This is a genomic window from Pseudomonas sp. S2_H01 (assembly GCF_054668305.1).
The window spans coordinates 5,617,153-5,630,499 of the sequence record NZ_CP162756.1 but is presented as its reverse complement, the minus strand read 5'-3'; the positions used below and the strand labels follow the sequence as shown (position 1 = coordinate 5,630,499).

Genomic DNA, 13,347 nt, shown 5'->3' with positions numbered 1-13,347 from the left:
CCGGTGGTCAGTCTCTGCGCGTGGCGGCAGTCAGTATTGATCTGGATCAGAAACGAACCACATGCGTGGCGTAAACAGACGGTTCCACCTTGTTTCTGGCCGGTAATTCGAGGACACACACATGACCACCCTGCCCCATACCGCCTCAACCCATGAGCCTGGCGTGAGAACCCGACATTGGGTCGATCCGTTGAATGACGGTACGCACATTCTGATTCGTCCTCTGGAAGCCAAAGACCGTGACCGGGAGTTCGCTTTTATCAGCGGCCTGTCGCCGGAATCCAGGCACTTCCGGTTCCTGAGCACGATCAAGGAGCCCAGTGAGCCGCTGATGAATCAGTTGATGGACGTGGATTACCGGCTGCGCATGGCGTATGTCGCACTCACCATGGAGGGTGGTCAGTTGATCGAAATAGGGGTGGCGCGTTATGCCGCTGCACCTGGCGACAGCCAATGTGAATCGGCGGTCGTGGTTGCCGACAGATGGCAACGCAAAGGGCTGGCCAAAAGACTGATGCAGCACTTGATCGACGCTGCAAAAATCAACGGGTTCGAGTACATGATGTCGATGGACAGTTCAGCAAATACGCACATGCACCAACTGGCGGAGGACCTTGGTTTCGAATGCCGAACCGATCCGCTGGACGCCACGCAGGTGGTGTATCGCCTGAAACTGACATAACCCTCGAGACAGGCGCCGCCTGCCTGGCGGCGCCATTCCTTTGCATTACTCGTCGGCGGTATGCGGCTTTACGGCCAACAGACTGCAGGGCGCGTGATACGCCACTTGCTCGGTGGTACTGCCCAGCAGCCTGAGGGTGTGTCGGCGATGGACCGTTCCCATGACGACCACATCGATCCCTTCCGATAGCACCAGGGCTTCGATTTGTTTTGCCGGGCTACCCATGGCCAGATGTTGCCGATTCTCAGGAACGCCAAATCGGTCCACCAGCTTGCGAAAGGCCAGCGCGTCGGTTTCATATAGCTGTTGCGCCAGGTCCGAAGAAAAGCCGTCATAGCCTCCCGATGCAAAGACGTAGGACAGGTCGTAGGCGTAGAGCAGGTGCAGTTCGGCACCACACTGCGCGGCCAGTTTTTCCGCAGCGGCGATGATTTCTCCGTTGAAATCGTCGTACTGCTCATCGGGGCGAAACGGGTCGACCGCCGCCAGCACCTTACGCGGTTTGGCGTGGGTCACATGGGACACCAGCTGCAGGGGCACTGGGCATTCATGCAGCAGGCGCAGGTCAAGAGAGGTGAACATGGCACGGCTAATCCACGACTCATGCTCCAGATCCTTGATCACCATCGAGGGGTTGAGCTCACGAATGTGCACCACGATTTCCGTGAATGCACGCAGGACCCACACCACTTCAGTGGTCACATGAACCCCTGTTCGACGCATGCCCTCGGCTTGCTCCTCAAGCCATTGGCGATGACGCTCCACGTAACCTTCGCGCATTTCTGCCAGCGCCTTTTCATTCACTAATCCCGCCGTGGCCAGGCCGTCGACATAATCGAACGCGACGATGTGCAGCGAAGCATCCATGGCCTTCGCCAGCGCGCTGGCCCGATCAAACGCCGGGGTTCTGTGCATGATGGGTGAAGCAATCAACATCAAGCGTTCTGAGTCGACCATGTGACACCTCCAGAAGCATCAACAGAGAGTAAGCCTGCGACGGCAAGGCTCGGGGTTCAGGTCTGTGCATGATTGTCGTTGGGCACCTCCGTGACTTGATTTATGTCAGGCCGGTGCCAACGGCCGCGTCCTTTTCTAAAGGCGCCGGTGTCACGCGGGGTAAACGCGCGACGGAGAGTCAGGCCGTAAACGTAAAATTCTGACTTGGATCAATATTTTCAGTGAGCTCAGACGGACTTGGGCAACTACCGTTTTTCTATCCCGATGGACATAAATTGAACCCGAAGCAGCGCAGTCATTCCGATCGGATAGCGGGATATAACGCGTTTGAACACCCTTTATAACGCGAGGCCCAATAGGCCTTGGCCACTGATCCAGAATGCCCCCCGTTCAGTGGTGTTTGTGTTAAACCGTTCCTTGCCCCGCGAATAAAGGACCGCCGTTATGGAAGCACGACCGGTTACCGTGCCGAAGCTGCAACTCAAGACGGTGTGCTCCAATTGCACCGTCCGTGAGCTGTGCCTGTCGGTAGGCATGAGTGTCAGCGACGCCACACGTCTGTCTGACATCATTCCGCAAAGAATCAAAGTCAAAAAAGGCGCCGCGCTTTATCACGCCGGCGATCCATTACGTTCCCTGTATGCCGTGCGTTTCGGTTTCTTCAAAACGACGATCATTTCAGAGGACGGACGAGAGCAACTCACCGGGTTCCAGATGGGCGGAGAAATGCTGGGCATCGATGCGATAAGCAATGACCGGCATGTGTGTGATGCGATTGCCCTGGAAGACAGCGAGGTCTGCCCAATCCAGTTCAGTGAACTGGAGAAGCTGTCACGGGAGCTGCCTTCTCTGCAACATAACCTCAACCGCATTCTCAGCCAGGAAATCGTCCGGGACCACGAGATGCTGCTGTTGATGGGGAATCTGAACGCAGAAGAACGGATGGCCGCATTCCTCCTCAACCTGTCCAACCGCATGAGGCATCGAGGCTACTCACCGACTGCATTCGTGTTGCGCATGACACGCGAAGACATCGGTTCCTATCTGGGGCTGCGCCTGGAAACCATCTGCCGGGCCATCGGTTACTTACGTGACACCGCCATTGTCAGGATCTCCGGCCGCGCGGTGGAAATCCTCGATCTTGAACGCCTTAAGCTGCTCATCAATGGCTGCTCTCACCGCGCGCATCCACTGTGAATCAAACGTCGTCACCCCCGTTACGCGCCTTCACAATCAATACGCTACACGGCGCATGACCCAGCAAGACCTCGGCGGTATTACCCATGATTCGGGTCAGGTTGTGCCGAGGCAAGGTGCCCACCACAAGCAGATCAAACTCATTCTGACGGGCGAAGCCGTTGATGGTCGAAATCGGCGTGCCTGTCATGAAATGCCGGTGCCTGTCGTCAATTCCATGACTCTCGCACAGTCTGGCGAACGCTTCCTCGTGGGCGTCGCTCAACGCTTCCTCAAATCCGCTTTCGACAGGCATCCCCAGCCGGGGCATCCCTGCTGCGTAAATCGACGACCAGTCATAGACATACAACACATGCACGCAGGCACCGGTCTGCCGGCCCAGCTCAGTGGCCTCCAGCAAGACCGCATCGTTCAAACGAAGATCGGCGTCGTCGGCCCGGTAAAGGTTCACCGCCGCGAGTATCTTGCGTGGCAACGCGTGAGGGGACGGGGTTACGAGCTGCACAGGGCATTGACATCCTTGCAGCAGGTGCCAATCCAGGGGCGTTGAAAACACGCGCTTGAGAACTGATTCACGGTGTATATCCTTGATCAGCATTGCGGGCTGCATCGACGCCAGGCAATTACGGATTTCATCGACTACCTGATCGCTCCACATCACATGAACGCTGCAATCCAGGCCTCGCTTGCGTTCGTACGCGGCTTCGCTCTCCAGCCAGCGGCGATGAGTCTGCAGGTAGCTGTCGCGCAACGTCACCAGAACCTCCTGGTTGAACAGCCCGAGCACCTCAAGAACCCGGATGTAATCCACCGCGAGGATCCGCAAACCGCACTGACAGGCCTCGGCCAATGACACCGCACGCTCGAATGCGGGTGTGCGCTGCATTCGGGATGACGCGATCAGGAGAAGTTGTGCGGGATCGTCCATAGCCACCTCGGCGGAGACAGGGGGATGTGAGCGAGGCTCAGCGCCTGTTTTCCTCGCTCTGGAGCCAGTGTGACGAGGCTTTGACAGGGCCATCTGATGTAGATCAGAAATACCGCCGGTGGCGACATTCATTAAGGGAGGTGATTTTTATCAAACCCGATCTGGCGTAAGCGATGCACACTGAGGGCTTGCCGGAGGCCGTTCTCATGATTCTGATCACCCTGATCAATACGCTGATCATCACCACCGCCGTCATCGTCCATTACGAGTGCCTGATGCGGCTCAACCTGCTGATGCCCAGACTCAACATCTGGCATCGCTTCAGAATGGTGTTCGGTGTCCTCGGCGCATTGGTGGCGCATGCCATTGAAGTCTGGATTTTCGCGCTGGGGTATTACCTGATGAATGCGTCTGAACACCTTGGGCAACTGACCGGCGATTACGACGGCAGCTTCATGGACTCGGTGTATTTCTCGTTTACCACCTTCACCACCATAGGCTTCGGCGACATCACCCCGATCGGACCGCTGAAATTTCTGACGGGGCTGGAGGCACTGACGGGTCTGGTACTGATCACCTGGACGGCCTCGTTCCTGTTTATCGAGATGCAAAAGTACTGGAGTGACCAAGACAAGGGCGTTAAAGCGCGTCAGGGTGATAACCGACGTGACAGACATTGAGCGCCCTAACTCATGGGGTGTATTCGTTGGTTCCGCAGCAAGATAAGTGTTTGCCTCGTCCACTTGGACAGCTCAACGATGGCAACCGGTGCCAGTGAACACGCGATGATCAACCACCAGTCACTCAAGCCGAGCGGCACTGTGCCCAACACCCTGTTCATCTGGGGCTGATAAACAGCCACGAGCTGGAGCATCACGCAGAGCATCACTGCAGCCCACAACCACCCGTTGGTAAACAGCTGGTGCGTGAGAGAGCGATGTCGGGAGCGCGTGTTGAATGCATGCAGGATCTGAACGAGCCCCAGCGTCATGAAGGCAACGGTCACCGCGCGGTCATGCCCGGCCACTGAATCGTTTTGAAGCGCGATGTAAAACGCCACGAGGGTCGCTGATGCCAGCAGGACGCCCTGTCCCAGAATGGTCATCATCAGTGCAGGGGGGGAGTAACGCCGAATCTGGTGCACGTGGGCCCCGCTTCATCACATCGGGCGACGAAGGCTCCAGCGCCAGTGCGAGGGCGGGAAACACATCGGTAATCATGTTGAGCCAGAGGATCTGCAACGGCACAAGCGGTAACGGGAGGCCACCCATGATTGCCAGAAAAACGGTCAGCAGCTCAGCCAGGTTGCAGGACAGTAAGTAGTGCACGAAATGAATGATGTTGGCATACAGAATTCTGCCCTGCTCCACGGCCTTGACGATGGTTGAAAAGTTATCGTCGGTAATCACCATGTCAGCCGTCTGCCGCGCGACATCGGTACCGCTGATCCCCATGGCGATACCGATATCTGCCTGCTTGAGCGCCGGCGCATCGTTCACCCCGTCCCCGGTCATCGCAACCACATGCCCCATCTGCTGAAACGCATGAACGATCTGCAGTTTATGCCGAGGTTCGGCTCGCGCGATGACAGCAGTGCGTGCCAGCACGCCGCCCAGTGTCTGAGGGCTGATTTGCGCCAGGGATTGAGCATGTATCGCTTCGTAGACCTTCCCATCGACCGATCGGTCAATGCCCAACCGGCGACCGATGGCCTGGGCGGTTGCGATTTGGTCTCCGGTAATCATGACCGTTGCAATGCCCGCCGTTCGGCACAGTGATACCGCCTCGTGTGCCTCATCACGCAGCGGATCGATGATGCCGACGAGCCCTGCGAACACCCAGCCGGGCGTCGACTCATCCTCGACCTCGCTGTCCATGTCGCAGGTCTCCCGATACGCCAGGCCCAGAACCCGCAACGCGTTATTCGCCAGTTGAGTATTGCTGTCTTCCCACCATTGCCTGCGTTCCTGGGTCAGAGGCCGGTAACCCGTCCCCCAGGTTTCGTATTCGCACTGCCTCAACAATTGTGACGGCGCGCCTTTGGCGCACTCCAGTTGCCGATGGTCCGGCGCCCGGTGAACGGTGACCATCTGTTTGGTCTCGCAGGTGAAAGGCGTCTCGGACAACCTGGGACTGGAAGCTCTGAGCGACTTCAGGTCCAGTGCGGCTTTTTCAGCCAGAACAATCAGGGCGGCCTCTGTCGGATCGCCGGTGACCCCATGCTTTCCAGCGTCATGCCATACGCTCGCGTCGTTGCACAGCACCCCGATCCGCAGCAGGTTGAACACCAGTGGGTCGCAGGTGATATCGATAATCCGGGCATCCTCCAAAAACGGCCCGTTGTCCCATACCCGATGCCATCAACCTGAATGATCCGGTCGCCGACGACAACGGTTTCAACCGTCATTTCGTTACGGGTCAGCGTGCCTGTTTTGTCGGTGCAGATGGTGGTCGTTGCGCCCAGTGTTTCCACAGCGCCAAGGTTGCGAATCAGCGCTCCCATTCCGGCCATTCTTTGCATACCGATCGCCAGGGTGACCGTTGTCACTGCGAGCAACCCTTCCGGGACGGCGGCAATGGCCAGAGAGATAGCCACCTTGAGCATTTCCAGAAACGGCAGTCCGCGCAAATAGCCAACGATCAACATGACTGCGCACAGGCCGATGACGATCACGACCAGCACCGTTCCCAGTTGCTGCAGTTTTGTGGTCAAGGGACTGCTGCGTTTTTCCGTCTGACCCACCAGACAACCGATTTGGCCGATCTGGGTGTCGGCACCGATTGACGTCACGAGCATTCGTCCATGCCCGGAAACAATGGACGTGCCCATGAACCCCATGTTCGCGAGCTCAGCCAACGGCATTTCCGACTGGCTGAGGGCCGTCGACGATTTGGAAATGGCGACCGACTCCCCCGTCAGCGCTGATTCATCGACCAACAGCGAATGACTCACGACGATGCGACCATCGGCCGGCACTCGGTCTCCGGCCTCCAGCAGCACAACGTCGCCGGGAACCAACTCTTGCGCAGCGATACGCTGTTCGGCGCCATCGCGGATGACCCTGCTCCATCTCTCCTCGCACGCCTGCAGATTCAGCAGCGTTCGCTGCGCTTTCCATTCCGTAAAGAACCCGATCAGAGCGTTCAGGAGGATGACAACCAGGACCATCGCGGCTTCAAGGCTGTCACCCATGATCCAGGCCAGTACAGTGGCGACCAGTAACAGCGCGACGATCAGGCTTCGGAATTGATCGATCGCGATCATCAGGGTCGAGCGACCCGTTGAGGGGGCCAGGTGATTGCGGCCATAAAGCTGTCGGCGGGCATCGAGTTCGCTTTCTTTCAGGCCTGAGTCCAGATCGGAATGCAGCAGATGCGCCGTCTGTTCATTTGAGTAGGCTGGCCACCCATTGAACGTACGGCCGGGCTGGATCTCTGGTGATTCGGCCTTGCGCGTAAAGACGCGCAACGGAGAAACCCGAATGGACATGGCTAAAGGGTCCTGGGCAGACACGCTGCTCGATGAAGTTGAGTGTGTACAGCGAGACACAGAGCGATGTGCTGCCATCTCGCCCGCAACTCGTGTCGCAACGTCTGCAGCGTTCTTGGGCACCTTCCCCGACGGGTTCATCGTTACCATTACGACGACATCGTGTTTGATCTAAGTCAACAAACCGACTTCTTTGCTCAGGGGCAGATGGCAACCTTGATCACGCCATCGCGCTGGTGCGAGAAAAGCTCATACGCCGCCTCGATTTGGTCGAGCTTGAAGCGGTGTGTCACCAGCGAGGAAAAATCGACTGAGCCAGCGGCGACCACCGCCATGAGGCGCCTCATGCGCTCCTTGCCGCCGGGGCACAACGTGCTGGTGATGCTGTAATCGCCAAGCCCCGCAGCAAAACCGGCGAGCGGGATATTCAGATCGTGAGAGTAAACGCCCAGACTGGAAAGCCGACCACCCGGGCGCAGGACTTGAAGCGCCCACTGAAAAGTGCTCTGCGTGCCCAGCGCCTCGACAGACACATCCACGCCCCGACCATCAGTCAGTGCCATTATCTGATCGACCACATCCCCGGTCTTGAAATCGATGACATCTGTGGCCCCCATGTGCCGGGCGACCTTTAAACGCTCGGTGACCGTGTCGACCCCGATAATGCGAGAGGCCCCCCTGAGGCGTGCTCCAGCGACAGCACAGAGCCCTATGGGGCCAAGCGCGAAGACTGCCACCGTGTCGCCTATGGTGACTTCACCTCGCTCCGCGCCGGAAAACCCCGTCGACATGATGTCCGGACACATCAGAACCTGCTCATCGCTCAACGCATCCGGAATGGGGCACAAGTTGGCCATCGCATCGGGAATCAGCACGAACTCGGCCTGGCATCCATCAAGGGTATTACCCAGCTTCCAGCCACCTGCCGCCTTGAACCCATGCCGTGTGCCGGGCCCATCCTGGGCACCACATCCGCACAGACACGCGTAACTGTGCCCGCTGGGCGTGATGGCGCCTGCGATCACGCGCTGCCCTTCGGTGAACCCTGTGACGTGTTTGCCCAGACGCTCGATCACACCAACGGGCTCATGACCGACGATCAATCCGGGCGCCACAGGATATTCGCCCTTGAGAATATGCACATCCGTGCCACACAGCGTCGTCGTGGTGATGCGCAGCAGCGCGTCGAGCGGTCCGACCTCAGGGACGGGCTTGTCCTGCAGAACGATTCTGTTTTTTTCCACAAAAACCGCGGCTTTCATCATGCTCATGCTGATCCTCCTTGCTTTGGGCATTCGCTACAGGGAATAAACAAGACTGCGCCGATGGAACGTCGAAGACTTGATAATCATCATGCTTTGCGGTTTCGGGGCTTGCGCGAGCCGACCGTACCTGCGCGATGCACGCCATGTATTGGCACGGGTGCGCGAGCGACGAACTCTGACAAATATCAAAACTGCGCCAGCAAAATGTGGTTTCAATCATGCCTTGAGTCGACGCTGAGGCGTGGCAGCTTCAGGCCCTGGAAATCACTACCTGAAAGACGTGGTTGAAGCTCACATGGGGATGAGCCCTTCGCATCGTCGAGGTCGGCATGATGACGAATGTTGCCAAACTGCATTTAGGCATGCCGTTATCCTTACTTATAGGGATAGTTAGTCTTCTGAGTGGCTGTGAAAAAGAAACTGCGCCCGTGGCTCGGCCAGCTCCAGATGTCACTGTGATGACGATCACTGTGCGCGATACCCCGGTGACCTTCGAATTCGTCGCGCAGACCCAGAGCTCGCGCGAAGTGGAAATCCGCGCGCGCGTGGCCGGATTTCTTGACCGGCGTCTTTACAGCGAAGGCGATCTGGTAAAGACCGGGCAGACGCTTTTTCAGATGGATCGGAAGCCTTTCGAGGCTGCACTGGCCTCGGCGCAGGGCCAGATGGCCCAGCAGCAGGCACGCTATGAAGTGGCGAAAGCCACCCTCGCCCGCGTGCGTCCACTGGCGGCACAAAATGCGGTCAGCAAAATGGACCTGGACAACGCCGTCGGCGCGGAGCGTGAAACCCGTGCAGCCGTTCTAGCCGCAGAGGGCTCGGTGCGTACTGCCCAACTTAACCTGAGCTATACAACCATCAATTCGCCTCTGGATGGTCTTTCAAGCTACGCAAAAAAACAGGAAGGCAGCTACGTGACACCGGGGGAATCGGGACTGCTGACCACCGTTTCCCAGATGGACCCCATCTACGTCAATTTCAATCTCTCGGAAAATGAAACCCTCAAATACCGTGAAGACATCGCCGCAGGACGTCTCACCTTCCCTGCCCGCAACGACTTTGTCGTAGAGGTCGTACTGGCGGACGGCACGGCGGTGCCGAACAAAGGCCAGGTCAATTTTCTTTCCCCGTCCTTCAGCCAGCAAACGGGGACGTTTCTGGTCCGGGCAGTGATCGGCAACCCCAACGGGCTGCTCCGGCCTGGCCAGTTCGTCCGAGCGTTGGCTAAAGGCGCGACCCGGCCAAAGGCGATTCTGGTTCCGCAAAAGGCAATTCTGGAAGGCGCCAGGAGCCATTTTGTCTGGGTCCTCGACAGTCAAGGCAAGCCCCAACAGCGCGTGGTCGAAGTGGGCGAATGGCAGGGTGACAACTGGTTTGTCAACCAGGGGTTACGCGCAGGCGAGCGCATCGTGGTGGAAGGTGCTTTGCGAGTGACTGCCGGGGCGGCTGTCAACATCGTCCAGCCACCTGATGATCCTGATGATCCTGATGATCCTGATGCCGAGGAAACGGACACACCTCCCGCACGCCCCGCGAGGGCTGACTCAATGGCTGCATCCCGCGTGAAGCGTTCATGAGCATCTCCCACTACTGCATCGAGCGCCCCATCTTTGCCAGCGTGATATCGATCGTCATCACGCTGGCAGGTTCGGTGGCGATGCTAAAAATGCCCGTGGCCCAATACCCGGATATCACCCCGCCGCAAATCACTGTCGCCGCCACTTATCCGGGGGCCGATGCGCAGGTTGTCGCCAATAACGTCGCAGCGCCCATCGAGCAGCAAGTCAACGGCGCCGACAACATGATCTATATGAACTCGTCGAGCTCGGCTACCGGAAATATGACGCTCAACGTCTTCTTCGAGATCGGCACCGATCCTTCGCTGGCCCAGGTGGATGTCCAGAACCGGGTCAATCTGGCTTTACCGCAACTTCCCTCTGCGGTCCAAAGCCAAGGTATCCAGGTCCAGAAAAAATCCTCGGCATTCATGATGGTGCTTGCCGTCTATAGCGCCGGCGAACGGTATGACAGTACCTATGTAGCCAACTATGCCAACCTTTACATCCTGGATGCGATCAAGCGCATCCCGGGGGCCAACCAGGCGAGTATCTTCGGCACACCCGACTATGCGATGCGAATCTGGCTCAAACCGGACCGCATGGCGCAATTAAGTATTACGGCCGCTGATGTGCAAGCAGCGGTGGCGAATCAGAACCAGCAGTTCGCTGTTGGCCGTGTCGGCCAGTCGCCTACGGGGGCTGCCGTGGAGCAGTCATTCGCGGTGACCACCAAAGGTCGGCTTACCGAACCTGTCGAGTTCGAAAACATCATTCTTCGGGCCAGCAGCGATGGGGTCGCCCTTGTCAGGCTCAAGGATGTCGGGCGCGCAGAACTGGGGCAAAAAGACTATTCACTGCGCAGCACTTACCAAGGTAAGCCTGCCACGCTGATCGCGGTCTATCAGCAACCCGGCGCCAATGCCCTGGACGTCTCGGCCGCGGTCACCCAGACGTTGGCGAACTTGAAGACAACCTTCCCCGAAGGTATCGACTACAAAATCGTAATGGACACCACCGACTTCACCCGTGCATCGATTTCCGAGGTGATCCACACTTTTTTCGAGGCTTTGGTGCTGGTGGTGATCGTCGTCTACCTGTTCCTGCAGAGCCTGCGGGCCACGTTAATCCCGGTCATTGCAGTGCCGGTGTCCATTATCGGCACCTTCATCGGCATGTCCGCCCTGGGTTTCTCCGTAAACATGCTGACGCTGTTTGGCATGGTGCTGGCGATCGGGATTGTCGTGGACGATGCGATCGTGGTGATCGAAAACGTCGAGCGCAACATGCATGTCCATCAAATGAGCCCCAAGGAGGCCGCCAAACGGGCCATGGACGAAGTCGCCGGGCCAGTAGTGGCTATCGTGCTGGTGTTATGCGCCGTGTTCATTCCCGTGGCGTTCATGGGCGGGATTACCGGCCAGCTCTACAAACAGTTCGCCATTACCATCGCCATCTCCGTGGTGATCTCAGGCGTCGTCGCACTGACCCTTTCACCGGCACTGGCCGCACTGCTGCTCAAGCCGCAGCACGGCAAGAAGAACGCTTTCTTCCGATGGTTCGAACGCAGCCTTGAACGAGTGACCCAAAGCTACTCTCGCTCGGTGGCTTTCATGATCAAACGCTTCATCCTGGCATTGCTGTTGTTCGCTGGCATGATCGGGCTGATCGCGTTGATGGCACAGCGCATTCCCAGCGCTTTTCTGCCGCCGGAAGACCAAGGGTATTTGCTTGGCGCGGTAATCTTGCCAGACGCTGCCAGCCTCGATCGCACCGCCGAGGTGGGCAAGGTTGCCAGTAACTTCTTCATGAAGGAGGACGCCGTGGAAGGTGTCGCAATTGTCAACGGCTACAGCCTGCTGGATGGACAAAACAAGAACAACTCAGCCGCGTTTTTTGTAGGTTTCAAGGACTTCGAAGGACGCTACAAGGATTCGGGCACCACAGCGCAGCAAAGCGCATCGGCTGTGATTCAAAAAGCAACCCATGCGTTCTCGACGGTGCAGGAAGGCATCATCCTGCCCGTCAATCCGCCGTCAATTCCGGGGCTGGGCACCACCGGGGGGATGGAGGTCTGGATACAAAGCAAGGGGGACGCGCGTATCGATCAACTTGCCGACACCGTCGCTAAAATCATGATCAACGCCAAAGGCCGCCAGGAGGTGGGGACGATCACGTCAACGTTCAATGTTTTTTCCCGGCAACTGATGGTCGAGGTGGATCGGGAAAAAGCCGAGAGCCTGGGGGTACCGGTAGAAGACGTGTACAGCACCATGCAGACCATGTTCGGCTCGTTGTACGTGTCCCAATTCAATAAATTCAGCCGGCTATGGCAGGTCATTCTGCAGGCCGAACCTGTCTACCGGCTCAAGGCCGACGATCTGCAACAGATCTACGTGCGCAATCGCAACCTTGAGATGGTGCCGCTCAAGGCGTTGTTGACCACCCGATACGTCACCGGCCCCGACATGCTGACCCGGTTCAATAACTTCCCGGCAGTCAAGCTTACGGCCAATCCGGCGCCCGGCTTCAGTTCCGGGCAGGCACTGAAAGCTCTGGAGGACGTCAGCGCACAGGTCATGACCAATGATTATGCGCTCGCCTTGAGCGGTGAAGCCTTTGAAGAAAAGAAAAGTGGTGGCGCGTCTTCCCAAGTGTTTATTTTCGGGCTGGTAATGGTTTTCCTGATCCTGGCCGCGCAGTACGAAAAATGGTCGCTTCCAATCGGCGTACTGCTGGCGGTGCCCTTCGCATTGTTCGGAGCTCTGCTCGCCGTTCTTGTCCGCGGCCTGAGCAACGACGTCTATTTTCAGATTGGTTTAACAATGCTGGTGGCGCTCGCCGCCAAGAATGCCATTTTGATATTCGAGTTTGCGGTCCTCAACCGGGAAAGCGGCATGTCCGCCTACGACGCCGCCATGGTTGCCGCGAAGGAACGCTTACGCCCCATCGTCATGACATCCCTGGCCTTCATCCTGGGCTGCGTTCCGTTGGCGATTGCCGTGGGGGCATCGGAGAACAGCCGTCATTCCATCGGCACCGGGGTCATCGGCGGAATGCTTGCTGCGACGGTCATAGCGATTTTCTTCATTCCACTGTTCTACTACCTGGTAGAGAGAATGTTCGGGAAAAAGGACGTCACTGAAGAGACCGCTCAACCGTTGCCACCGGCACACCCAGCACCGCCGGATACGGCAGCACAACGCAGGCAGGACGGAGATTAAGATGCACCAGCGATCGCTTGCGCTCATCCTCTGCCTGACATTGGCTGG

11 protein-coding genes and 1 pseudogene are annotated in these 13,347 nt (G+C 57.9%); 5 read left to right on the top strand and 7 right to left on the bottom strand.

What is annotated here, in order from left to right:
- Nucleotides 1–121 precede the first annotated feature (121 nt).
- Nucleotides 122–682, top strand: a complete 561-nt coding sequence (locus AB4N84_RS24995; RefSeq protein WP_460043702.1) for an N-acetyltransferase family protein — start codon at nucleotides 122–124, stop codon at nucleotides 680–682.
- 45 nt (nucleotides 683–727) lie between these two features.
- On the opposite strand, the gene AB4N84_RS24990 is transcribed toward AB4N84_RS24995, so the two are convergent.
- Nucleotides 728–1,639 carry a universal stress protein gene (locus AB4N84_RS24990; protein WP_460043701.1) on the bottom strand — a complete coding sequence of 304 codons (912 nt, stop codon included), beginning with the start codon at nucleotides 1,637–1,639 and terminating at the stop codon, nucleotides 728–730.
- A 444-nt stretch (nucleotides 1,640–2,083) separates the two neighbouring features.
- Here AB4N84_RS24990 and fnr point away from each other — a divergent pair, with 444 nt between their 5' ends.
- The gene (fnr, locus tag AB4N84_RS24985; protein ID WP_460043699.1) at nucleotides 2,084–2,836 is read left to right on the top strand and encodes a fumarate/nitrate reduction transcriptional regulator Fnr; all 753 of its coding nucleotides are present in this window, start codon (nucleotides 2,084–2,086) and stop codon (nucleotides 2,834–2,836) included.
- Between the two features lies 1 nt (nucleotide 2,837).
- Here the strand turns inward: fnr and AB4N84_RS24980 are convergent, their stop codons facing one another.
- Nucleotides 2,838–3,896: a universal stress protein gene (locus tag AB4N84_RS24980; RefSeq protein WP_460043697.1), complete on the bottom strand. Its 1,059-nt coding sequence runs from the start codon at nucleotides 3,894–3,896 to the stop codon at nucleotides 2,838–2,840.
- A gap of 74 nt (nucleotides 3,897–3,970) precedes the next feature.
- Here AB4N84_RS24980 and AB4N84_RS24975 point away from each other — a divergent pair, with 74 nt between their 5' ends.
- Nucleotides 3,971–4,444 (top strand): potassium channel family protein, encoded by a 474-nt coding sequence (locus AB4N84_RS24975; RefSeq protein WP_460043696.1) that lies wholly within the window; start codon nucleotides 3,971–3,973, stop codon nucleotides 4,442–4,444.
- A gap of 5 nt (nucleotides 4,445–4,449) precedes the next feature.
- Here AB4N84_RS24975 and AB4N84_RS24970 read toward each other — a convergent pair whose 3' ends face one another.
- The 5 genes and pseudogenes from AB4N84_RS24970 to AB4N84_RS24950 all read right to left on the bottom strand — a co-directional run bounded on the left by AB4N84_RS24970 (nucleotide 4,450) and on the right by AB4N84_RS24950 (nucleotide 8,525).
- Nucleotides 4,450–4,869 (bottom strand): cation transporting ATPase C-terminal domain-containing protein, encoded by a 420-nt coding sequence (locus AB4N84_RS24970; RefSeq protein WP_460047138.1) that lies wholly within the window; start codon nucleotides 4,867–4,869, stop codon nucleotides 4,450–4,452.
- Complete coding sequence (locus tag AB4N84_RS24965) at nucleotides 4,778–5,641, bottom strand: HAD-IC family P-type ATPase (RefSeq protein ID WP_460047136.1); 864 nt, start codon at nucleotides 5,639–5,641, stop codon at nucleotides 4,778–4,780. The genes AB4N84_RS24970 and AB4N84_RS24965 overlap by 92 nt, the downstream gene beginning before the upstream one ends.
- Before the next feature lie 186 nt (nucleotides 5,642–5,827).
- Nucleotides 5,828–6,028, bottom strand: a pseudogene (locus AB4N84_RS24960) (hypothetical protein); the annotation flags it as partial.
- Nucleotides 5,950–7,254 carry an HAD-IC family P-type ATPase gene (locus AB4N84_RS24955; RefSeq protein WP_460043695.1) on the bottom strand — a complete coding sequence of 435 codons (1,305 nt, stop codon included), beginning with the start codon at nucleotides 7,252–7,254 and terminating at the stop codon, nucleotides 5,950–5,952. The gene AB4N84_RS24955 and the pseudogene AB4N84_RS24960, both read right to left, overlap by 79 nt.
- A 197-nt stretch (nucleotides 7,255–7,451) precedes the next feature.
- Nucleotides 7,452–8,525: an NAD(P)-dependent alcohol dehydrogenase gene (locus tag AB4N84_RS24950; RefSeq protein WP_460043693.1), complete on the bottom strand. Its 1,074-nt coding sequence runs from the start codon at nucleotides 8,523–8,525 to the stop codon at nucleotides 7,452–7,454.
- Nucleotides 8,526–8,848: 323 nt separating this feature from the next.
- On the opposite strand from AB4N84_RS24950, the gene AB4N84_RS24945 reads away from it, so the two are divergent.
- Nucleotides 8,849–10,096, top strand: coding sequence for an efflux RND transporter periplasmic adaptor subunit (locus AB4N84_RS24945; protein WP_460043692.1), 1,248 nt, complete (start codon nucleotides 8,849–8,851; stop codon nucleotides 10,094–10,096).
- Nucleotides 10,093–13,299 carry an efflux RND transporter permease subunit gene (locus AB4N84_RS24940; RefSeq protein WP_460043690.1) on the top strand — a complete coding sequence of 1,069 codons (3,207 nt, stop codon included), beginning with the start codon at nucleotides 10,093–10,095 and terminating at the stop codon, nucleotides 13,297–13,299. Before AB4N84_RS24945 ends, AB4N84_RS24940 begins: the two co-directional genes overlap by 4 nt.
- Nucleotides 13,300–13,347 lie beyond the last annotated feature (48 nt).

Coding starts and splice junctions, on each gene's coding strand:
- AB4N84_RS24955 (WP_460043695.1), bottom strand. CDS start 7,254: ATGTCCATTCGGGTTTCTCCGTTGCGCGTCTTTACGCGCAAGGCCGAA.
- AB4N84_RS24965 (WP_460047136.1), bottom strand. CDS start 5,641: ATGGACAGCGAGGTCGAGGATGAGTCGACGCCCGGCTGGGTGTTCGCA.
- AB4N84_RS24995 (WP_460043702.1), top strand. CDS start 122: ATGACCACCCTGCCCCATACCGCCTCAACCCATGAGCCTGGCGTGAGA.
- AB4N84_RS24945 (WP_460043692.1), top strand. CDS start 8,849: ATGATGACGAATGTTGCCAAACTGCATTTAGGCATGCCGTTATCCTTA.
- AB4N84_RS24950 (WP_460043693.1), bottom strand. CDS start 8,525: ATGAGCATGATGAAAGCCGCGGTTTTTGTGGAAAAAAACAGAATCGTT.
- AB4N84_RS24975 (WP_460043696.1), top strand. CDS start 3,971: ATGATTCTGATCACCCTGATCAATACGCTGATCATCACCACCGCCGTC.
- AB4N84_RS24990 (WP_460043701.1), bottom strand. CDS start 1,639: ATGGTCGACTCAGAACGCTTGATGTTGATTGCTTCACCCATCATGCAC.
- AB4N84_RS24940 (WP_460043690.1), top strand. CDS start 10,093: ATGAGCATCTCCCACTACTGCATCGAGCGCCCCATCTTTGCCAGCGTG.
- AB4N84_RS24980 (WP_460043697.1), bottom strand. CDS start 3,896: ATGAATGTCGCCACCGGCGGTATTTCTGATCTACATCAGATGGCCCTG.
- fnr (WP_460043699.1), top strand. CDS start 2,084: ATGGAAGCACGACCGGTTACCGTGCCGAAGCTGCAACTCAAGACGGTG.
- AB4N84_RS24970 (WP_460047138.1), bottom strand. CDS start 4,869: ATGACCATTCTGGGACAGGGCGTCCTGCTGGCATCAGCGACCCTCGTG.